This window comes from Mangrovibacter plantisponsor, assembly GCF_003182475.1.
GTDB lineage: Bacteria > Pseudomonadota > Gammaproteobacteria > Enterobacterales > Enterobacteriaceae > Mangrovibacter > Mangrovibacter plantisponsor.
This window is the reverse complement of sequence record NZ_QGTS01000013.1, coordinates 116,176-138,113: the sequence shown is the minus strand read 5'-3', so window position 1 is coordinate 138,113 and position 21,938 is coordinate 116,176. Positions and strand designations below refer to the sequence as shown.

Genomic DNA, 21,938 nt, shown 5'->3' with positions numbered 1-21,938 from the left:
TTTTGTGATGATCATTAGAAAACCCTATGTAAAGGGTGAAAAAAAACTACAAAAAACGCTTTTTTAACAGCCAGAAAAAGAGTAGAGTTAAAGACGTAGGGTACAGAGGTAAGATGTTCTATCTTTCAGACCTTTTACTTCACGTAATCGGATTTGGCTGAATATTTTAGCCGCCCCAGTCATTAGTGACTGGGGCGTTTTTTATTGGGCAAAAGAAAAAAACCGATACAAGCTTGTTGTACCGGTTTGAGCTTACTCTCCGTCTTCAGGAGACGGTTCTGCTTGTTCTTCTACCGGTTCGAGTTCACTAAACCAGCTGTCCAGCTTCTGGCGTAATTTATCCACCCCCAGTTTCTTCAGGGATGAGAATGCTTCCACCTGCACATCACCATTAAACGCAAGTGCCGCTTCACGCACCATGTTCAGCTGGCTCTTACGGGCACCACTTGCCAGTTTGTCTGCCTTAGTGAGCAGAACCAGCACCGGAATGCTACTGTCCACCGCCCACTGGATCATTTGCTGATCAAGGTCTTTTAGTGGGTGGCGGATGTCCATCAAAACGACCAGCCCCTGTAAGCACTGGCGTTTTTGTAAATATTCACCCAATGCACGCTGCCACTTACGCTTCATTTCTTCTGGTACTTCGGCATAACCATAACCCGGCAAGTCAACCAGGCGTTTGCCCTCAACGACTTCAAACAGGTTAATAAGCTGAGTGCGGCCTGGCGTTTTACTGGTACGGGCAAGGCTCTTTTGATTGGTCAGGGTATTCAGTGCGCTGGATTTTCCTGCATTGGAGCGCCCCGCAAACGCGACTTCAATACCTGCATCACCTGGCAGATGCCGGATATCCGGTGCGCTGGTGACAAAGTGCGTTAATTGATAATTCCAGTTAGTCAAAACGGTTCTCTCCGCTGGATAAGTTTGCCGTGATTATACCTGAACCGGTGCCAAAGGCGGATTTTCTGTGATGTTTCCCGTTATAGCGAATTTTACATATTGAAAATGTAAGACATTTGCCATCATTTCAGCACGAGATTGGCACTTTGTTACTTGCGACTATTTAATAATAATTATTAAAAACAGTGTGTTGTGGCTATGGATATATCTGAAATAGCCATAATCTGAAACCTTGTTTATTGCACGTTTAATTGAACAGCGTAAAGTATATACAAAATACAGGGATGCATCAGGGAGCAAACTCAAGGAGAGTTTTTCAGGAGCGCCAGGAAAGCGAAGATAAGGATCGGGCAATCTTTAATTATCACGGAGAGTGTTAAAGAGCTATCAGGAGAGCAGCAAGGAATGTTGCATGCCGAGGGAGGACAGGGGTTGTCTCAGGCGAACAAGGAATGTTGAGCCCATGATGGGTGTCAAAACGAAAATGGCGGCGGGTTTACCTGCCGCCTTTTTTATTTGCCTGGTTTCTGCTAGATTTCGCCGCAAATCTATACTGAATAAAAAGGCTCAGAGAAGAACTGTCATGAAGCAACACGCCACTGCACCTCGCGGCAAAAGTCCGTCGAAATCGCGCAATAAAAAATCGCGTGAAGAACTCAACCAGGAAGGGCGCGAACGTAAGCGCCAGAAAAAACACCGTGGGAACCCTTCCGGCAGCCGCTCTGGTAGCGAACAGGGCCGGCAAAATCATAAAGGCTCCCGCCAGCAAGCAGATTCTCGTATTGGCAGTAAGAAGCCTGTCCTGTTAACCTCAGAACAGAACGTAACCAACCGGCAGTATAAACCTAAGAGTGAGAAGCCTATGCTGACACCCGAGGCAGAACTGGAAATGCTGGAAACGGATGAGCGCCTGGATGCGCTGCTGGAACGGCTCGAACAAGGGCAGGTATTAAGTGATGACGAGCAATCCTGGGTTAATGAGAAACTGGATCGCATTGATGCACTGATGCAGCAACTGGGCCTTTCTTATGACGATGATGAATCAGACGAAGAACAGACTGAAGATATGATGCGCCTGCTTAAAGGGGGCCATCACTGAATCCTGCGGCGTTTTTAGTTTTACTCGTCGTCCTGCCAGTAATGTGTTATCTGGCGTGGTTATTCGCTAAACTACAGCGCTTATCACAGCGTAAAAAGTGGTTGCGCGGCAGAATAATTACGCGAGGTGGTGGCCGGCAAGCATTGCTTGCTGGCCGGCGGCTACGCAGGAAGGAGTGAGAATGTCTGAGCACGTTGTTGACTGGGATCTGGCCCTTATCCAGAAATATAACTATTCCGGGCCACGCTATACTTCTTACCCCACTGCTCTTGAGTTCTCACCAGACTATTCGCTGGCAGATTTTTCTGCGGCAGTTAGCCGTTACCCTGAACGGCCTTTATCGCTGTATGTCCATATCCCGTTTTGCCATAAACTCTGCTACTTCTGTGGCTGTAATAAACAGATAACCCGTCAACAGCATAAAGCAGATCAGTATCTCGATTTCCTTGAAAAAGAAATCCGGCACCAGTCACCACTTTTTACCTCCCGCACTGTAACCCAATTACACTGGGGGGGCGGCACACCGACCTTTTTGCTTAAAGACCAGATAACTCGCCTGATGTCGTTGTTGCGTGAGAATTTTCATTTTGCGCCACAGGCTGAAATTTCTATTGAAGTTGACCCCCGGGAAATAGAACTGGATATTCTCGATCATTTGCGGGCTGAAGGGTTTAACCGGCTAAGCATGGGAGTCCAGGATTTCAATAAAGAAGTTCAGCGGCTGGTTAACCGTGAGCAGGATGAAGACTTTATTTTCGCTCTGGTGAAGCGGGCGAAATCCCTTGGGTTTTCATCAACCAATATCGACTTGATCTATGGGCTACCTAAGCAGACACCTGAAAGTTTTGCTTTTACTTTACAGCGTGTGGCGGAATTAAACCCGGACCGCCTGAGTGTGTTTAACTATGCACACCTGCCGTCATTATTCGCGGCACAGCGCAAAATCAAAGATGGCGATTTACCATCAGCCAGCCAGAAACTGGATATTCTCCAGCAAACTATTCACTTTCTTACTGAATCCGGCTACCAGTTTATTGGCATGGATCACTTTGCCCGCCCCGATGATGAACTTTCTGTTGCCCAACGTGCGGGTATTCTGCACCGCAATTTCCAGGGGTACACCACCCAGGGAGATACCGATTTATTGGGTATGGGTGTGTCAGCGATTAGCATGATCGGGGATAGTTATAGCCAGAACCAAAAAGAACTAAAAAGCTATTACCAGCAGGTTGAAGAACGGGGAAACGCGCTTTGGCGAGGTATTGCGTTAACTCACGATGACTGTATTCGCCGTGATGTGATTAAAAACCTGATATGTAATTTCCGGCTTAGCAAAACAGATATTGCGCAGCAGTGGCAACTTCAGTTTGATGATTATTTTGCTGAAGACCTGGCATTGCTTGCTCCCCTGGAGAAAGACGGCCTGGTGGCGACAGATAACAGTTGTATTCAGGTAACGGCAAAAGGGCGGTTGCTGATTCGCAATATATGTATGTGCTTTGACACGTATTTACGGCAAAAGGCACGCCAGCAGCAATTTTCGCGGGTGATTTAACGGAATAAAAAAGCGGGAATGTAAATATCCCGCTTTTTTATTTGTACAACACCAACAGACTTCAATTAAAGAAGTTTATCAGTGCTGCACATAATAGTGCTGCCATCGCAGTTTGTGGGGTATGGCTTGCAGCAAGGCCTGCGTCTGCGCCTTGCGACACAACCTGAATTAAGGATTCCAGCATGATGTTTCTCCAGCGTGAACGCGGTAGATCATACTGAACCTGGCGAGACAGTAAAGTACAAAATAGCAGCAATTTGCTGGTGGCTTTGCATCTTTACAATTCATGCCATCACTCCATACCTAATTCTTTCAACTTCCTGGTCAGCGTGTTTCTTCCCCAACCTAATAAGCGTGCTGCTTCCTGCTTATGGCCCTGGGTGTGGCGCAGTGCTGTCGTCAATAATGTCCGTTCCATTTCTGGTTGTGCTTCGGACAATAAATTTTGATGACCGGAACGCAATGCCCTGTCTGCCCACTGTGCCAGCAATGTGGCCCAACTGTCTGGTAGTGCCTGTGTCGGGCTGTCCGGCACGACACTTTCAAACAGCTCTGTGGGCAAATCCTGAATCAACACTTCCTGGCCTGCGGCCATAACGGTCAGCCAGCGGCAGGTGTTTTCTAACTGACGTACGTTCCCGGGCCAGGCCAGCCTGGTTAATGCTGCTTCTGTTTCCGGGTGCAGTTGTTTGGTTTCCACACCTAATTCCCGGGCCGCAATTTGCAGGAAATGGCGAGCCAGGCGAGGAATATCTTCGCGGCGTTCACGTAACGGCGGAAGATGAACACGGATAACGTTAAGCCGGTGGAAAAGGTCTTCACGAAATTTCCCTTCCAGAACACGTTGCTCCAGGTTTTGGTGCGTTGCGGCAATAATACGTACATCAACTTTTACCGGTGCATAGCCACCCACCCGGTAAAATTGCCCGTCGGCCAGTACACGCAGCAGGCGTGTTTGAACATCCAGAGGCATATCACCAATTTCATCAAGAAACAGTGTGCCGCCATCTGCCTGTTCAAAGCGCCCCTGGCGAATTTGGTTGGCCCCGGTAAATGCCCCTTTCTCATGCCCAAACAGCTCTGATTCAATTAAGTCTTTGGGGATGGCGGCCATATTCAGTGCAATAAATGGCGCTTTTACTCGCGGGCTGTGGCGGTGAAGTGCATGGGCGACCAGCTCTTTACCGGTACCGGACTCACCGTTAATCAATACACTAATTGAAGAGCGGGATAACCGGCCAATAATGCGAAATACATCCTGCATTGCCGGTGCTTCACCAATGATATCGGTTGTTGGGCCATTTACAGGCGCGTTACGCGGTTGCTGCTGCTCCTGATAGTGGCTGATTGCACGTTCAACCAGAGCAACGGCTTCATCAATATCAAAAGGTTTGGGCAGGTAATCAAAAGCACCTTGTTGATAGGCGCTTACCGCAGCGTCCAGATCGGAATGTGCCGTCATAATGATGACCGGTAACATTGGGTGGCGCTGCTTGATTTGTTTTAATAATGCCAGGCCATCCATGCCAGGCATCCGGATATCGGACAACAATACATCCGGGGTTTTTGTCGCGAGCGCATCCAGCACTTCATTACCATTTTCAAAGGTGGTACAACTCAACCCGGCTCCAGTGAGCGCGCGTTCAAGCACCCAACGGATGGAGCTATCGTCATCAACGATCCAGACTATCCCTCGTTGCATAAAGACCTCACTGGCGAATAGGCAGGTATACCGAGAATTCGGTATGGCCTGGCCAACTGTTAAATTCGATTTTTCCCGAATGCTGATCAATTAAATTGCGCGCAATGGATAACCCTAAACCCGTGCCACCTTCGCGGCCACTGACCATGGGGTAGAACAACGTATCCTGTAAATGCGCTGGTATACCGGGCCCGTTATCTTCTATGTCAATGCGGGCCGCAAGGCGGTAACGAACACCATGCAGCGTTAACTGGAATGCGGTACGAGTACGCAGCGTAATCTCACCACCTTCTTCCCCCAGAGCCTGGAGGGCATTACGAACGATGTTGAGTAACACCTGCTCGATTTGATCCGGGTCATGCGCTAATTCTGGAAGACTCGGGTCATAATCCCTGACCAGGGTAACGTTATCGGGCAGTTCCATTGACACTAATTTAACTACCCGCTCTGCAACTTTATGAATGCTTTCTGTTACATGCATGCCTGGTTGTTGTGGGCCAAGCAGTCTGTCCACCAGGTTACGCAGGCGGTCAGCCTGCTCAATAATTACCTTGGTGTATTCCGTCAGTGACGGGTCGGGCAGTGCTTTATTGAGTAACTGTGCTGCACCGCGCAACCCACCTAATGGGTTTTTAATCTCATGAGCCAGCCCTCTGACTAAATCGCGGGCTGCGACCTGTTGCGCTTGTTGCAACTGTTCCTGGCTCAGGCGACGCTGGTTATCCATTGGGGCCATTTCCAACAGAATATAGCCTTCTGGCAACCGTTGAGCTGTGAGCGACAAAATATGTGAACGCCCATCAATGACCAACGTCACTTCGTTATCAGTAAATCCCTGGCCGGCATTCAGACTTTCTTGCATCAGCCCAACATTGAGCGAAAAGTAGCTCAGCAATTCCGGTAATGGCGTTCCATAAAGTTTGCGGGAACTTTGCGCCAGAAGTTGCTGCGCTGCCGGGTTCGCATAGTGAACCGCCAGGTTGTCATCAACCAACAGAATGCTGTTGATGAGAGAATTAAGGATCTGCCCAGCATCGGGCAGTGCGCCGCTTGCCATTCAGCAGTCTCCGAATGTTGTGCACTGTTTTGGTGCTTTGTAGATATTGGTACAAAAAAGAGGCAAACAAACATTATTGTCGGAGAAAAAAGCCCATCCGAAGATGGGCTGAAAGTTTCCACGGCAACAAAAAACGACTCTTTAATAAATTAGACGCTGTAGTACAGTTCGAACTCAACCGGGTGCGGAGTCATACGCACGCGATCGTTTTCTGCACGACGCAGTTCCAGGTAAGCGTCGATGGTGTCATCAGTGAATACACCACCAGCAGTCAGGAACTCACGGTCTGCATCAAGTGCATTCAGTGCTTCTTCCAGAGAGCCTGCAACCTGCGGGATTTCTGCTGCTTCTTCTGCAGGCAGGTCATACAGGTTTTTGTCCATTGCCTCGCCAGGATGGATTTTGTTTTTGATACCGTCCAGGCCAGCCATCATCAGTGCAGCAAAGCACAGGTACGGGTTAGCAGCCGGGTCCGGGAAGCGAACTTCGATACGGCGAGCTTTCGGAGAGGCAACCACCGGAATACGGATAGAGGCTGAACGGTTACGGGCAGAATAAGCCAGCATAACCGGTGCTTCATAACCCGGAACCAGACGTTTGTAAGAGTTGGTAGACGGGTTAGCCAGGGCGTTGATTGCTTTAGCGTGTTTGATAACACCGCCAATGTAGAACAGTGCTTCTTCTGACAGGCCTGCATATTTGTCGCCAGAGAACAGGTTTACACCGTTTTTGGACAGAGACATGTGGCAGTGCATACCAGAACCGTTATCGCCAAACATTGGTTTCGGCATAAAGGTAGCAGTTTTACCAAATGCGTGAGCAACGTTGTGCACCACATATTTGTAGATCTGGATTTCGTCAGCTTTTTTGGTCAGGGTGTTGAAGCGGGTCGCCACTTCGTTCTGGCCAGCGGTCGCAACTTCGTGGTGGTGAGCTTCAACAACCAGGCCCATCTGTTCCATGGTCAGACACATTTGAGAACGGATGTCTTGTGATGAATCTACCGGCGGAACCGGGAAGTAACCACCTTTCACTGCAGGACGGTGACCTTTGTTACCGCCTTCGTATTTGGTATCGGAGTTCCAGGCAGCTTCGATATCATCGATAGCAACGTGGCAACCGGAGATGTCGCTTTTGAAGCGAACATCATCGAACAGGAAGAATTCAGGCTCAGGCCCAAACAGAACGGTATCAGCAATACCGGTAGAACGCAGGTATTCTTCAGCACGTTTTGCGATAGAGCGCGGGTCGCGGTCATAGCCCTGCATGGTAGCAGGTTCCAGAATGTCGCAACGGATGATCAGAGTCGGCTCTTCATAGAATGGATCCAGAACAGCGGTAGAGGCGTCTGGCATCAGTACCATGTCTGATTCGTTGATACCTTTCCAGCCACCGATGGAAGAACCATCGAACATTTTGCCTTCTTCGAAGAAGTCAGCGTTAACCTGGTGGGCTGGAATAGTGACGTGCTGTTCTTTGCCTTTAGTATCGGTGAAGCGCAAATCAACGAACTTCACATCATGTTCATTCAGCATCGTCAAAACGTGTTCTGCGGACATACTAAATCTCCTGGAATTGTCATTGTCGTCGTGGTAACGAATACTTCAAACACTTCAAAAAAAATGCGTTTGCCGTAATTTTGATTAAGCGAAAACTGTGCCAACTTTCAAAAATAGCGCAAAAGGCGTTATGATGCGCACCACCGTGAAAACGCACTGCACCACAATGGAAACCATGCACTATTATAGTGCATACGTGCTAATGTGATGCGCTTTTGTGGTGCATAAATGCGCACTGGTGCAAATCTGTGCTTCGTGAAAATGATCACAAACCCTGAAATGTAAGCTTGTTAGCAATAGATGTTTGTGATCCTGTTCAGTCCTTCGATTAATACGTGTACAATAGCGCGCTATTCCTAATGCCTGAGGCAAAGTTGTGATCGAAAATCTGCGTAACATCGCCATTATTGCGCACGTTGACCATGGTAAAACCACCCTGGTCGACAAGCTGCTGCAACAATCTGGCACGTTTGGTGAGCGTAATGAGCTGACCGAGCGCGTCATGGACTCCAACGACCTGGAGAAAGAGCGTGGGATTACCATCCTCGCGAAAAATACCGCCATTAACTGGCGCGACTACCGCATCAATATCGTGGACACCCCAGGGCACGCCGACTTTGGTGGTGAAGTAGAACGCGTTATGTCCATGGTTGACTCAGTTCTGCTGCTGGTAGACGCAATGGATGGCCCGATGCCGCAGACTCGTTTCGTAACGCAAAAAGCGTTTGCCTACGGTCTGAAACCAATTGTGGTTATCAACAAAGTTGACCGTCCTGGCGCACGCCCTGACTGGGTTGTTGATCAGGTGTTCGACCTGTTCGTTAACCTGGGTGCAACTGACGAACAGCTGGACTTCCCGATTGTTTACGCTTCTGCGTTAAACGGTATCGCTGGTCTGGATCACGAAGACATGGCTGAAGACATGACTCCGCTGTTCGAAGCCATTGTGAAACATGTGGCACCGCCAAGTGTTGACCTGAATGGCCCGTTCCAGATGCAAATCTCCCAGCTGGATTACAACAACTATGTTGGTGTTATCGGTATTGGGCGTATCAAACGCGGCGTGGTTAAACCGAACCAGCAAGTCACCATTATCGACAGCGAAGGCAAACGTCGTAATGGCAAAGTTGGCCAGGTTCTGGGCCACATGGGTCTGCAACGTATTGAGTCTGCTTCTGCTGAAGCTGGCGATATCATTGCAATCACTGGCCTGGGTGATCTGAATATTTCCGACACCATCTGTGATCCGAACAATGTAGAAGCTCTGCCTGCGTTGACTGTCGATGAACCGACCGTAACCATGTTCTTCTGCGTAAACACCTCTCCGTTCTGTGGTAAAGAAGGTAAGTTCGTTACTTCTCGCCAGATTCTTGATCGCCTGAAAAAAGAACTGGTGCACAACGTAGCTCTGCGTGTTGAAGAAACCCCAGATCCGGATGCTTTCCGTGTTTCTGGTCGTGGTGAACTGCACCTGTCTGTTCTGATTGAAAACATGCGTCGTGAAGGTTTCGAACTGGCGGTATCTCGTCCTAAAGTTATCTTCCGTGAAATCGATGGCCGTACTCAGGAACCGTTTGAGCAGGTAACGCTGGATATCGAAGAGCAGCACCAGGGTTCTGTAATGGAAGCTCTGGGTCTGCGTAAAGGTGACATGCGTGACATGATGCCAGATGGCAAAGGCCGCGTTCGTCTTGACTACATCATTCCAAGCCGTGGTCTGATTGGCTTCCGTACTGAATTCATGACCATGACTTCTGGTACTGGTCTGCTTTATGCGTCATTCAGCCACTACGACGACCTGCGTCCGGGTGAAATCGGTCAGCGCCAGAATGGCGTACTGATTTCCAATGGTCAGGGTAAAGCAGTTGCTTATGCACTGTACAGCCTGCAGGATCGCGGTAAGTTGTTCCTCGGCCATGGTGCTGAAGTGTATGAAGGCCAGATCATCGGTATTCACAGCCGTTCTAACGACCTGACTGTGAACTGCCTGACTGGTAAAAAACTGACCAACATGCGTGCATCTGGTACTGACGAAGCGACCACCCTGTCTCCGCCGGTTAAAATGACCCTGGAACAGGCTCTGGAGTTTATCGATGATGACGAACTGGTAGAAGTAACGCCGACTTCTGTACGTCTGCGTAAACGTCATCTGACAGAAAACGATCGCCGTCGCGCCACCCGCGGTCCGAAAGAATAATTAAGTTTTTTCTTTCGCTGATACAGAACCCCGTCTTTTTTGGCGGGGTTTTTTTATGCCTTCTTGTTACCTGCCGGATAGTCAAATCAAGCGATTACCGCTACAGTTAATTCTCCATGGCCTCACTGGAGAAGATGCAATGCTTTATATCTTTGACCTTGGGAATGTCATTATCGATATCGATTTTAACCGTGTGCTTGGCACCTGGAGTCACTATACCCATGTACCGCTGGCCAGAGTGCAGGAGCGTTTTCATATGGGGGAGAGTTTTCAGCGCCATGAACGCGGGGAAATCAGCGATGATGTATTTATTCAGAATATGTCTCATGAACTGTGTTTGCCCCTGAGCCCGGCGCAATTTACTGAAGGCTGGCAGGCGGTTTTTGTGGGTTTGCGCCCTGAGGTTATCGATATCATGCGTTCATTGCGCGCACAGCAACAACGCGTGGTGGTGTTGTCTAATACCAACCTGTTGCATACGTTGTTCTGGCGTGAGCGCTGGCCCGAGGTGGATGATGCCGCTTCACATGTCTACCTTTCTCATGAAATCGGGATGCGCAAACCTGAACCTGAGATTTACCAATATGTTCTGAGCCAGGAAGGTGTGGCAGCCAGTGATGCCGTATTTTTTGATGACAACCATGAGAATATTAATGCGGCTCAGCAACTGGGTATAACCAGTGTGTTAGTCGATGACCGTAAACGTATTCCTGCCTGGTTTGCTGAACACAACCAGGCGACCTGACTTGATTGTCTCCATTCATCCAATAAGAATTCATCATGATTGCTTTAATACAACGTGTGTCTGAAGCCTGCGTAAAGGTGGATGGCATGATTACTGGTCAGATTGGATCAGGACTTTTAGTGTTATTAGGTGTCGAAAAAGAAGACACCCACCAGAAGGCAGATCGTTTGTGTGAACGCGTGCTTGGTTACCGCATTTTTCAGGACGAAAATGACAAAATGAACCTGAATGTTCAACAGGCTGGCGGCAGTGTTCTGGTGGTTTCTCAGTTTACATTGCCGGCAGATACCAGCCGTGGCATGCGTCCGGGGTTTTCTCGCGGCGCACCACCAGACATGGCGAATGAATTTTACGAATATTTTGTTGAGCGTTGCCGTATGCAGGGAGTCGCAACGGAAACCGGGCGTTTTGCTGCAGACATGAAGGTGTCTTTGGTGAATGACGGCCCGGTAACGTTCTGGTTGCAAACATGAACCATTTGGCCCAGCAACGCACCCGGGCGACAAGAGAGAATACGCATATGTATCACCTGCGCGTACCACAAACAGAAGAAGAACTTGAACGCTATTACCAATTTCGTTGGGAGATGCTGCGCAAACCTTTGCACCAGCCAAAAGGCTCTGAACGTGATGCCTGGGATGCAATGGCGCACCATCAAATGGTTGTGGACGAGGAGGGCAATCCTGTCGCAGTTGGCCGCCTGTATGTAAATGCCGACAACGAAGCGGCGATTCGCTTTATGGCTGTTGACCCCTCCGTGCAGGATAAAGGCCTGGGGACACTGGTGGCGATGACGCTGGAATCGGTTGCCCGGCAGGAAGGTGTGAAGCGCGTGGTCTGTAGTGCCCGTGAAGATGCCGTTGAGTTCTTTGCCAAGCTGGGCTTCGTGAACCAGGGGGAAATAACCACGCCTCAAACTACACCAGTACGCCATTTTTTGATGATAAAACCTATCCAGACGCTGGATGATATTTTGCACCGTGCTGACTGGTGCGGGCAGCTTCAGCAAGCCTGGTATCAGCATATTCCATTGAGTGAGAAAATGGGTGTGCGCATTTTGCAGTATACCGGGCAGAAATTTATTACCACCATGCCGGAAACGGGTAACCAAAACCCGCACCATACCTTATTTGCCGGGAGTTTATTCTCTTTGGCAACCCTGACCGGTTGGGGGCTTATCTGGCTGATGCTGCGTGAGCGCCATTTGGGTGGAACCATTATTTTGGCTGATGCGCACATTCGCTATAGCAAGCCGATTGCCGGTAAGCCGGGGGCAGAGGCCAGCCTGGAAACACTCAGTGGCGATCTTGATCGCCTGGCCCGCGGGCGAAAATCACGCGTGCAGTTGCAGGTTAAATTATTTGGCGATGAACACCTGGGCGCGGTATTCGAAGGGGTGTATATGGTGCTTCCGGCGCAACCGTTCGGCGCGCTGGAAGCGGGGGGAAATGAAGAGGAGTAGGGTTAATTCCCTGCCACGCTTCCCTGATTCATAGTTTGCACAACCTGGTCGCCTTTGCTGTCTGTCAGGTGCAGTGTGCCGTTCATGCCGGGGGCAAGGGGCAACCCGGCCTGCAAACGGCCATGTAGTGACAATTGCAGGTTACCATTGCCCGAAAGCGGAACGCCTGGCCAACCCCAGTTATGCAGAATATCCAGGGGAACACCTTTCCCTGAAAGTTGTAACGAGAGCCTCCGTTCTGCTGCCTGGCTTACCTGTGCTTTAGCATCCAACAGGCCTTTTTCGGTAAAAGCACTGAGCTCGGTTACTACAATATTATCGGGTGTGGCGGTCAAATTGATTGATGGCCGCCGGACATCCACTTTATTGAACGTTGCTCCTGCGGCGGCGAAGTTCAGCGTACCCTGCCAAATTCCCCACTGGTTATTTTTCACCAAAGTCAGACCCGAACCGTCGCCATCAAGCGCAGTAAACTGGAATGGGAAATCAGGATTAATATCAATCAGCAAATTACGGCTGGCAGAAAAGCGCCCAATAGTTACTGTCCGGAGCCAGTCTGGCAAAGCGGTTTGCCACCAGGTTTTCCATTGCGCGGGTAGTGTGTATTCCAGCCCGGCAACGGCAACTTCATTCAGTGCCAGAGTGTGAGATTGCCGCAACCATTGCCCGTCAGCACGAATCATCCCGCGTTCCCAGCGTGACGAAAACTGGCGAATTTTGATGCCATCTGCAGACAAATCTGCATTAAAAATTGGGTCTGTGAGCTGAAACGGCCCATAAATAATATCGCTGGCATTCAGGGATATTTGCCCGTCACTGCTGCGCCACTCGCCTTTTGCCAGGGCCAGGTTGCGCAGGCCGAAGTTCAAATCGGTAATTGCCCATTGTGGCCCTTCCATGCGTGCGCCGGTCACTTCCAGGCGGTCAATCATTAATGAGGGCGCGGTGGCTAACGGGGCCAGAAAATCTGCCAGTGATTTAGCAGTTTGCAGGCGAATATCATTAAGCCGTAGCATCTCAATTTCCCAACTACCGTCGGAATTGCGCCGGGCACTGGCTGTTAATGCTCCGCGCGCAATATCAGCGCCCACAGTTTGCAGAATAACTTCCTGCTGCGCAATTTTGCCCTGTATCAGTACGTTTGTGGCCGGGATACCATTTAGTGACAGCGACCCGGCACTGAGCTGTATTTGGGTGTTTCGCCCCAGAATACTGCCAGGTTCAGGTTTCCAGGGCACCAGCCCACCACTTACCCGTTGGGCGGTAAGATTCCAGCCAGTTTCCGGGCTGTTAATAGCCATATTGGTGAGTTGTAACCGCTCAGCCTGAAAAGGTAGCGGTGCGGCAGAAGGTAATAAATTCAGGGTACCACCGTCTAACAGGATGGTATCCACATGCAGAGGTTCTGAAAACTGCCGTGCGCTCAGGCCAATATCCACCTGCTTTGCCACCAGAGTGGCTGAATGGCCTTTCCTGCCAAATGTAACACCAGACAGCATGACATGGTCTGGCGCGCGCCAGGAGTGCGAAACAGACTGAATTTTTAAATCATAACCCGTGTTGTTGTTAACCCAGCGGACAATTTTCCCGGTTCCCCACGGGGTCTGCACCACAAAATACCCTGCAACCAGCACCGCAAAGACGACGAGCAGCAGTGCGAAAATAAACTTTCCTGCGAATTTCATAGTCTTCCATCCTGCGCAGATATCATTCGGGTGTTATGCCTTAAAAATATACAGACCTCAAGGGTGGATATGTGAGGAGTTGCATCCGTAAACAGGAACAGGTGAGAAAACAGGCAGAATATCGGGCAAATATGCCGGTATTGGCCCTGTTGTGCAAACCGGGCCAATACCGAATAACAGCTGTTATTGCTTTTCTTTTTCTTGCGGGAAAATCAGATTCAGCAGAATAGCGGTGAGCCCACCTGCAGCAATCCCGGAAGAGAGCATGTTTTTCAGCCAGTCAGGAGCAAACTGCAGAATCAATGGCTGCTGAGATACGCCCAAACCTACCGCCAGCGACAATGCAATTATCAGAATGGCGCGGCGGTTTAATGGTTCACGAGACACAATTCGGACACCTGATGCGGCGATGGTGCCGAACATCACAATGGTGGCACCGCCCAGAACAGGTTCAGGAATATGTTGTACAAACCCGCTAACAGCCGGGAACAGGCCCAAAATGATAAGCATCAGTGCAACCACAAACCCGACATAGCGGCTTGCCACACCCGTTAACTGGATAACCCCGTTGTTTTGGCCAAAGCAGGAGTTCGGGAAGGTGTTGAAAATAGCGGAAACCATTGAGTTCAGGCCATTTGCCAGTACACCACCTTTAAGGCGCTTCATGTATAACGGCCCGGAAACCGGTTGTTCTGAAACATCCGACGTGGCAGTAATATCGCCAATCGTTTCCAGCGAGGTCACCATAAATACCAGCATTAGTGGCACCAACAGATTCCAGTCAAAGCCGAGGCCGTAATAAAGCGGCGTTGGAACCATAATCAGCGACTGGTTAGCGGCTGTGGTGTTGTCGGGCAGCATGCCCATAAGCCCTGCAGCAAGGTAGCCGATTGCCATGGCAATCACCAGCGATGCAACCCGTAAATAAGGGTTACGCTGGCGGTTAAGCAGAATAATGACGGCCAGAACTATCCCTGCCAGTAACAGGTTTTTAGGGGAGCCAAAGCTGTGGTCGTTCATGGCAGCGTAACCACCACCAATAGATGTCAGGCCGACCTGAATCAGAGATAACCCGATAATCATGACCACTACGCCCGAAACCAGTGGTGTGATAATGCGCCGGGCAAGGTGCAGAACGCGCGACAGTACCATTTCGGTACAGCTTGCCAGCATCAATGTGCCAAACAGCGCCGCCATCATTGTTGGAATATCTGCCCCACCATTTTTCAGCGCCAGCCCCCCCATGATCAATGGAGAAACAAAGTTAAAGCTGGTTCCCTGAATGGACAATAAACCGGAACCTACCGGGCCCCAGGCTTTAATTTGAATGATGGATGCCACACCGGATGCAAATAACGACATGCTGATGATGTGCTGGGTATCCGCAGCCGGTAACCCCAGCGCCTGGCAGATTAATAGTGCCGGAGTGATCACCGCGACAAACATAGCCAATAAATGCTGGCAGGCAGCAAACAAGGTTTGCGGCAAAGGCGGCCTGTCTTCCAGATGATAAATGAGTTCACTATTACGCGGTGGCTGAGCAACCGTTTGCGTATTTTCTGCTTCTGAATGGCTCGCGGACATTATTGGGATATCTCGTGGTGGAAAAGCGGTGATTTTATCGGACTAAATGGTAAAAGCAAACGGTTGCTTTTTGTAAAAATGATGTTAATAACTGGAAAACTGGTTTTTATGCTAAGCTCTGGCTGTTTTTTAGTTAGAATAATGCGTCTATCCGCTTTTTGGTGATATTTCTTATTACAGGACGATAGCGTGCAGCAACTGATGCGCACATGGAGTATTTCAATATGTTTCATCTCGATACCTTATCTACGCTGGTCGCCGCGACCCTGGTACTGTTGCTGGGGCGTAAACTGGTTCAAACCGTTCCAATCCTGAAAAAATACACTATTCCTGAACCCGTCGCTGGTGGGTTACTGGTCGCACTGGCATTGCTGTTGCTCAAACTGACGACAAACTGGGAAGTTGAGTTTGATATGTCGCTAAAAGACCCGCTAATGTTGGCTTTTTTTGCCACTATCGGGCTCAATGCCAATATCGCCAGCCTGCGCTCGGGCGGCAAAGTCCTTGGTACATTTTTGATTGTCGTTGTTGGTCTGTTACTGATGCAGAACGCCATCGGCATTGGTATGGCAAAAGTGCTCGGGCTTGACCCGTTAATGGGTCTGTTAGCCGGGTCGATTACGCTGTCTGGCGGCCATGGCACTGGTGCTGCCTGGAGTAAGCTCTTTACCGAGCGTTACGGGTTTGAAAATGCCACCGAAGTGGCAATGGCCTGTGCGACATTTGGTTTGGTGCTGGGGGGGCTGATTGGTGGCCCGGTCGCGCGTTATTTGGTCAAACACTCATCCACTCCAGATGGCACTCCGGATGATAACGCTGTACCTTCAGCATTCGAAAAGCCAGATATTGGCCGCATGATCACGTCACTGGTCCTGGTGGAAACCATTGCCATGATTGCCATTTGCTTAACGCTTGGGCGTATTGTCGCTCAGCTGTTGCAAGGGACAGTGCTTGAGCTGCCTACTTTTGTTTGCGTGCTGTTTGTCGGCGTTATCCTCAGTAATACTCTGTCTGCTATTGGTTTCTATCAGGTATTTGACCGGGCGGTCTCTGTGCTGGGTAACGTCAGCCTTTCCTTGTTTCTTGCCATGGCGCTGATGAGCCTGAAATTATGGGAACTGGCTTCTCTGGCATTACCGATGCTGGCAATTCTGGCGGTGCAGGCACTGTCTATGGCGCTGTATGCCATCTTCGTGACATGGCGACTGATGGGCAAAGGTTATGATGCGGCAGTACTGGCAGCCGGGCATTGTGGTTTCGGTCTGGGGGCAACACCAACAGCCATTGCAAATATGCAGGCAATTACTGACCGCTTCGGGCCATCGCATATGGCGTTTCTGGTGGTTCCAATGGTGGGTGCATTCTTCATCGATATTGTGAATGCGCTGGTGATTAAGCTCTATTTGTTGTTGCCAATTTTTGGTGCATGACATATTACGTGCTAAACAATACCCCGCGGTTTTTACAGCCGTGGGGTATCAGGCATTAGAATAACGCTCAGTTTCTGGCATCCAGCGCTCAATGAGCGCAAGCGCTTGTTGGGGGTATTTTTCATGGATGTGGCGTGCCAGGCGTTGTACTTCCGGTATCATTCTCTGGTCGCGTAACAGGTCAGCGACTTTAAACTCCGCATTCCCCGTCTGACGTGTACCAAGCAATTCACCCGGCCCACGAATTTCCAGGTCTTTTTGTGCAATCACAAACCCGTCGTTACTGTCGCGCAGCACTTGCAGGCGCATTTGCGCCGTTTTGGATAACGGTGATTTGTAGAGCAGGACACAATGCGAGGCTACCGCACCACGGCCAACACGCCCTCGTAGCTGGTGTAACTGAGCCAGCCCAAGGCGTTCCGGGTTTTCAATGATCATCAGGCTGGCGTTGGGAACATCGACACCCACTTCAATTACCGTGGTGGCGACTAACAGATGGAGTTTCCCGGATTTAAAATCCTGCATGACCGCCTGTTTTTCTTGTGGCTTCATGCGCCCATGAACCAGGCCAACGGATAAACCCGGCAACGTGATTTTTAACTCTTCCCACGTAGCTTCTGCTGCCTGGGCTTCCAGTAACTCAGATTCCTCAATCAACGTACACACCCAGTAAGCCTGGCGCCCTTCTTCTGCACAGGCATGGCGAACGCGCTCAATAATATCCGGGCGGCGGGTATCAGGAATGGCGACAGTGGTTACCGGTGTTCTGCCTGGCGGTAATTCATCTATCACCGAGGTATCCAGGTCTGCGTAGGCCGTCATCGCGAGTGTGCGGGGAATCGGGGTCGCTGTCATAATTAACTGATGCGGGTGGAAGCCTTGTTTCTCCCCTTTTTCCCACAAAGCCAGGCGCTGGTGGACCCCAAAACGGTGCTGTTCATCAATGATAACCAGAGCCAGGTTATGAAACTCAACCTGCTCCTGGAAAATAGCATGGGTGCCGACAATCATTTGCACCTGGCCGCTGGCGATGGCTTCCTGCTGAGCCTGGCGTGCTTTACCCTTCTGTTTCCCAGCCAGCCAGCCCACCTGAATTCCGAGTGGTTCAAACCAGGCTGCAAAGTTAGCAGCATGTTGTTCGGCCAGTAATTCAGTGGGTGCCATTAATGCCACCTGGCACCCATCGGCAATAGCGCGTAGCGCCGCAAGGGCGGAAACCAGCGTTTTCCCTGAACCAACATCACCCTGGACCAGGCGCATCATGGGTGTATCCTGCGCCATATCCTGCTCAATTTCCGCTACAACGCGTTGCTGCGCGCCCGTGGGAGAAAAGGGGAGTTGGGTGAGAAAGCTACGCTTGAGCGCATCATCTTCAGGCAAAGGACGAGCGTGATAACGACGGGCTCCGGCCCTTAATGCCAGCATACTCAGGTTATGCGCCAGTAACTCTTCCATAATCAGCCGGCGTTGAGCAGGATGCTGCCCGGCTTCCAGGTCAGCCAGTTGTAATGAAGGCGGGGGGCGGTGAAGTGTGTGCAATGCCTGCTGAAGGCTCATCATTCCTTGCGCCAGCTCTTGTGGTAACAGCTCTGCGATTGCACAACTGCCCAGCAGCTCCAGCGCCTGGTCGGTGAGTTTACGTAGCGTTGCCTGGCGCACACCTTCTGTTGTGGGGTAAACCGGGGTCAGCGTTTCCTGTAATGCAGGTGCACTGGTATCGTCCTGTAAACGATATTCCGGGTGAATCATCTCTGCACCATGGTTGCCTCGCTTCGCTTCCCCATAAGCCAGCACTCGCCGCCCTGTCGCCAGGCTGTTTTTCATTGCCGCATTAAAATTGAAAAACCGCATGGTTAAAATGCCACTGCCATCGCTTATTTGGCATACCATCATGCGGCGGCGGCCAAACTGCACGCTGCAGTTCAGTACCTCGCCTTCCACCGTGGCATAAACCCCCGGCAGCAAATCTCCTATTGCATAGAGTTGCGTGCGGTCTTCGTAGCGTAATGGGAGGTGAAGCAGGAGATCCTGGATGGTGTGCAAACCGATTTTCGCCAGTTTATTGCTCTGGCTGGCACCTACACCGGTCAGTGCACTGAGGGGAATGGCATCCAGCAGGCGGCCTTTCATGGCATTATTCCGCCGACTGCATTTTGGCCCACCAACTGGGCTCTGCCTCTATCTCCCCGGCATGGTTAATCAGCGGGTAGGGCAGGCCTTTACGTTTGGCGACTTTAGCCAGCACCGGGTAACCACCTTCAAATAACAGCCGTTGCTGAACGCTGTCTGGCAACATACTGTTTTCCCGTGCATACATACCAGCGTTTTGGCGCTGGCGTTGTGCCTCATACAGGATAAGTGCGGAAGCGACAGAAACATTTAACGACTGCACCATACCTGTCATAGGAATGATAATGTCCTGATCAGCCAGTGCCAGGGCTTCCTGTGTTATGCCTGTTTTTTCCTGGCCCATAAGAATGCAGGTTGGGCGAGTGTAGTCGATTTCCCGAAAATCAACGGCGCTATCTGAAAGATGAGTGGCGAGGACCTGCATGCCACGCGCTTTTAGCGTTGTGACAGCATTTTGGATAGTACGGTGGGTTTTGACATCTACCCAGCTATTACTCCCGGCTGCTGTAGACACCGTGGTACGTAACTTGTGCCCGGGCCATACGGCGTGCACTTCCTGTACTCCCACGGCATCTGCCGTGCGAATAATAGCCGATACATTATGCGGTTTATGGACCTGCTCCATGCACACTGTCAGGTCTGGCTGGCGGCGGGCGAGCATTTCGCAAATACGCGCATAACGTTGTGGATTCATAAACGCTTAATTTCTGTTGCGGTTAACTTTAATGACATCCGGCATTACGCGGATTTTGCGCATAATGTTGGCCAGATGTACGCGATCCCGGGCTGTCAGGCGAATAAATGCACTGTATACCCGCCCATCTTTCTCTTCTGTATTCAGGCTTTGAATGTTGGAACCAGAAGCATTAATCGCAGCAGTCAGGTTAGCCAGAGCACCCTGGTGGTTGAACATATCCACCTTGATTTCGGTGATAAACTCTTGCTCGGTTTCCTTATCCCACTCAACAGCCATGAATTTCTCTGGCTCTTTCTGGTAGCCCTTGATGTTACGGCAGGATTCATGGTGAATCACCAGCCCTTTCCCAGGACTGACATGCGCAAGAATCGGGTCGCCAGGAATTGGGCGGCAGCATTTTGCAAACGTCACCATCACACCGTCAGCACCTTTTATTGGCAAGTGAGTACGGTTTTCCGCAGGTGCTGTTTGCTGCTGTACGCTGTTTTCACCATGAGTCAGGTTTTTTGCCACCACAACACTCATGGCATTACCGAGGCCAATCTCTGCCAACAGGTCATCCAGAGAGCCAAGCTTCATGCGCTCCAGTTCCCGTTGCAGATTCTCTGCCGGGATCTCAGCAAGCTTACGGCTGCCCCCTAATGCATGGCTTAACAGGCGGCGGCCCAGGCTTACTGAGTCATCACGCTTGAGGTTCTTGAGCGCCTGGCGGATTTTAGCCCGCGCCCGCGAACTGACCACAAAGTTCAGCCATGCGGCATTAGGACGAGCGCCCGGTGCTGTGATGATTTCCACGGTTTGCCCACTGGAAAGCGGTTGGGAAAGCGGGTAAGGCTGGCGGTCTACGCGGGCACCGACACAGGCATGGCCAATATCTGTGTGTACCGCATAGGCAAAATCGACGGGTGTGGCACCGGCAGGGAGCTCAACAATACGCCCTTCCGGGGTGAAAACGTAAATCTCATCCGGGAACAGATCAGATTTTACACTTTCGATAAATTCAAACGAGTTACCGGCACTTTGTTGTAATTCGAGCAGGCTTTGCATCCAGCGCTGAGCCCGAATTTGCGCGGTAGTACTGCTTTCACCGTGGCCTTTATAGGCCCAGTGCGCAGCCACCCCCATCTCCGCCATTTGGTCCATATCTTCTGTACGAATCTGGACTTCAACGGGTACACCATGGGGGCCAATCATTGAGGTATGCAATGACTGGTATCCGTTGGCTTTGGGTATAGCAATGTAGTCTTTAACCCGGCCTGGGCGTGGTTTATACAGGCTGTGCATCTGCCCCAAAACACGGTAACAGGTGTCCACATCTTTAACGATTACGCGAAAAGCATAGATATCCATGATGGAATGAAAGCGTTGTTCTTTCAGCACCATTTTGCAGTAAATCGAATAAAGGTGTTTTTCCCTGCCACTGACGCGACAGGCTATACCTGCCTCTTGCAACCGCCCTTCAATTTCAGAAAGGATTTTCTGGATCATCTCTTTGCGGTTACCGCGAGCGGCTTTTACCACTTCTTTGATGACCCGATAACGGTTAGGGTAGAGCGCCTCGAAACCTAACTCTTCCAGCTCAGTTTTTAGGTGATGAATACCTAAGCGGTGAGCCAGCGGGCTGTATATTTCCAGCGTTTCCCGTGCAATACGGCGGCGTTTATCCGGGCGCAAAGAGCCCAGCGTGCGCATATTATGGGTACGGTCTGCGAGCTTGATCAGAATGACGCGGATATCCTGCACCATCGCCATGATCATTTTGCGAAAGTTTTCAGCCTGCGCTTCTTTCTTATCGCGGAACTTCAGTTTATCGAGTTTCGATACCCCTTCGACCAGTTCGGCCACAGTTTTACCAAACAACTGCTCCATATCCTGGTAGGTTGCCGGAGTATCTTCGATAACATCGTGCAGCAGTGCCGCCATGAGTGTTTCGTGGTCGAGTTTCATTTCGGCCAGAATACAAGCCACAGCGACAGGGTGCGTTATATAGGGTTCACCACTTGAACGTGTTTGCCCCTCGTGAGCATCACGCGCAACAAGATATGCCTGCCTGAGGCGCTTAATTTGGTCCTCAGGCAAGTAATGTTGAATCAGTTGATTAAGGCTTTCAAACAGGTACAAGGGGTGCCTACAGAG

The 21,938-nt window shown here is 50.5% G+C and carries 18 protein-coding genes; 8 read left to right on the top strand and 10 right to left on the bottom strand.

The window, feature by feature from the left end:
* The first annotated feature begins 113 nt into the window (after window positions 1-113).
* The gene (gene spfP / locus DES37_RS26245; RefSeq protein ID WP_071892919.1) at window positions 114-161 is read left to right on the top strand and encodes a small protein SpfP; all 48 of its coding nucleotides are present in this window, start codon (window positions 114-116) and stop codon (window positions 159-161) included.
* Between the two features lie 91 nt (window positions 162-252).
* Here the strand turns inward: spfP and yihA are convergent, their stop codons facing one another.
* On the bottom strand, window positions 253-900 hold the full coding sequence (gene yihA / locus DES37_RS19690; RefSeq protein ID WP_036115604.1) for a ribosome biogenesis GTP-binding protein YihA/YsxC: 648 nt from the start codon (window positions 898-900) through the stop codon (window positions 253-255).
* A gap of 583 nt (window positions 901-1,483) precedes the next feature.
* On the opposite strand from yihA, the gene yihI reads away from it, so the two are divergent.
* Complete coding sequence (gene yihI, locus DES37_RS19685) at window positions 1,484-1,999, top strand: Der GTPase-activating protein YihI (protein ID WP_036115893.1); 516 nt, start codon at window positions 1,484-1,486, stop codon at window positions 1,997-1,999.
* Window positions 2,000-2,180: 181 nt separating this feature from the next.
* Window positions 2,181-3,554: an oxygen-independent coproporphyrinogen III oxidase gene (gene hemN, locus DES37_RS19680; RefSeq protein WP_110027435.1), complete on the top strand. Its 1,374-nt coding sequence runs from the start codon at window positions 2,181-2,183 to the stop codon at window positions 3,552-3,554.
* Window positions 3,555-3,615: 61 nt separating this feature from the next.
* On the opposite strand, the gene DES37_RS25525 is transcribed toward hemN, so the two are convergent.
* The 4 genes from DES37_RS25525 to glnA form a co-directional block, all read right to left on the bottom strand.
* Window positions 3,616-3,738, bottom strand: coding sequence for a YshB family small membrane protein (locus tag DES37_RS25525; protein WP_146211538.1), 123 nt, complete (start codon window positions 3,736-3,738; stop codon window positions 3,616-3,618).
* Between the two features lie 108 nt (window positions 3,739-3,846).
* Complete coding sequence (glnG, locus tag DES37_RS19675) at window positions 3,847-5,256, bottom strand: nitrogen regulation protein NR(I) (RefSeq protein WP_036115612.1); 1,410 nt, start codon at window positions 5,254-5,256, stop codon at window positions 3,847-3,849.
* A gap of 7 nt (window positions 5,257-5,263) precedes the next feature.
* The gene (gene glnL, locus DES37_RS19670) at window positions 5,264-6,313 is read right to left on the bottom strand and encodes a nitrogen regulation protein NR(II) (protein ID WP_036115616.1); all 1,050 of its coding nucleotides are present in this window, start codon (window positions 6,311-6,313) and stop codon (window positions 5,264-5,266) included.
* Window positions 6,314-6,462: 149 nt separating this feature from the next.
* Window positions 6,463-7,872, bottom strand: a complete 1,410-nt coding sequence (gene glnA, locus DES37_RS19665) for a glutamate--ammonia ligase (RefSeq protein ID WP_036115618.1) — start codon at window positions 7,870-7,872, stop codon at window positions 6,463-6,465.
* Window positions 7,873-8,248: 376 nt separating this feature from the next.
* Between glnA and typA the strand changes: the two genes are divergently transcribed.
* The 4 genes from typA to fabY all read left to right on the top strand — a co-directional run bounded on the left by typA (window position 8,249) and on the right by fabY (window position 12,276).
* The gene (gene typA, locus DES37_RS19660; protein WP_036115621.1) at window positions 8,249-10,069 is read left to right on the top strand and encodes a ribosome-dependent GTPase TypA; all 1,821 of its coding nucleotides are present in this window, start codon (window positions 8,249-8,251) and stop codon (window positions 10,067-10,069) included.
* A 139-nt stretch (window positions 10,070-10,208) separates the two neighbouring features.
* Window positions 10,209-10,814 (top strand): glucose-1-phosphatase, encoded by a 606-nt coding sequence (yihX, locus tag DES37_RS19655; protein ID WP_036115625.1) that lies wholly within the window; start codon window positions 10,209-10,211, stop codon window positions 10,812-10,814.
* Between the two features lie 35 nt (window positions 10,815-10,849).
* Window positions 10,850-11,287 (top strand): D-aminoacyl-tRNA deacylase, encoded by a 438-nt coding sequence (gene dtd / locus DES37_RS19650; RefSeq protein WP_036115628.1) that lies wholly within the window; start codon window positions 10,850-10,852, stop codon window positions 11,285-11,287.
* Between the two features lie 47 nt (window positions 11,288-11,334).
* Complete coding sequence (fabY, locus tag DES37_RS19645; RefSeq protein WP_036115897.1) at window positions 11,335-12,276, top strand: fatty acid biosynthesis protein FabY; 942 nt, start codon at window positions 11,335-11,337, stop codon at window positions 12,274-12,276.
* 2 nt (window positions 12,277-12,278) lie between these two features.
* On the opposite strand, the gene DES37_RS19640 is transcribed toward fabY, so the two are convergent.
* Window positions 12,279-13,961 (bottom strand): AsmA family protein, encoded by a 1,683-nt coding sequence (locus DES37_RS19640; RefSeq protein WP_110027432.1) that lies wholly within the window; start codon window positions 13,959-13,961, stop codon window positions 12,279-12,281.
* Window positions 13,962-14,144: 183 nt separating this feature from the next.
* Complete coding sequence (locus DES37_RS19635; protein ID WP_110027430.1) at window positions 14,145-15,545, bottom strand: nucleobase:cation symporter-2 family protein; 1,401 nt, start codon at window positions 15,543-15,545, stop codon at window positions 14,145-14,147.
* A 224-nt stretch (window positions 15,546-15,769) separates the two neighbouring features.
* On the opposite strand from DES37_RS19635, the gene gltS reads away from it, so the two are divergent.
* Complete coding sequence (gene gltS / locus DES37_RS19630; RefSeq protein ID WP_110027429.1) at window positions 15,770-16,975, top strand: sodium/glutamate symporter; 1,206 nt, start codon at window positions 15,770-15,772, stop codon at window positions 16,973-16,975.
* A gap of 48 nt (window positions 16,976-17,023) precedes the next feature.
* Here gltS and recG read toward each other — a convergent pair whose 3' ends face one another.
* The 3 genes from recG to spoT are packed head-to-tail and all read right to left on the bottom strand — an operon-like array spanning window position 17,024 to window position 21,923.
* On the bottom strand, window positions 17,024-19,105 hold the full coding sequence (gene recG, locus DES37_RS19625) for an ATP-dependent DNA helicase RecG (protein WP_110027427.1): 2,082 nt from the start codon (window positions 19,103-19,105) through the stop codon (window positions 17,024-17,026).
* A gap of 4 nt (window positions 19,106-19,109) precedes the next feature.
* Window positions 19,110-19,799 (bottom strand): tRNA (guanosine(18)-2'-O)-methyltransferase TrmH, encoded by a 690-nt coding sequence (gene trmH / locus DES37_RS19620; protein ID WP_036115646.1) that lies wholly within the window; start codon window positions 19,797-19,799, stop codon window positions 19,110-19,112.
* A gap of 6 nt (window positions 19,800-19,805) precedes the next feature.
* Entirely contained in the window at window positions 19,806-21,923 is a 2,118-nt protein-coding gene (gene spoT / locus DES37_RS19615) for a bifunctional GTP diphosphokinase/guanosine-3',5'-bis pyrophosphate 3'-pyrophosphohydrolase (protein WP_036115649.1), read from the bottom strand.
* Between the last annotated feature and the right edge of the window lie 15 nt (window positions 21,924-21,938).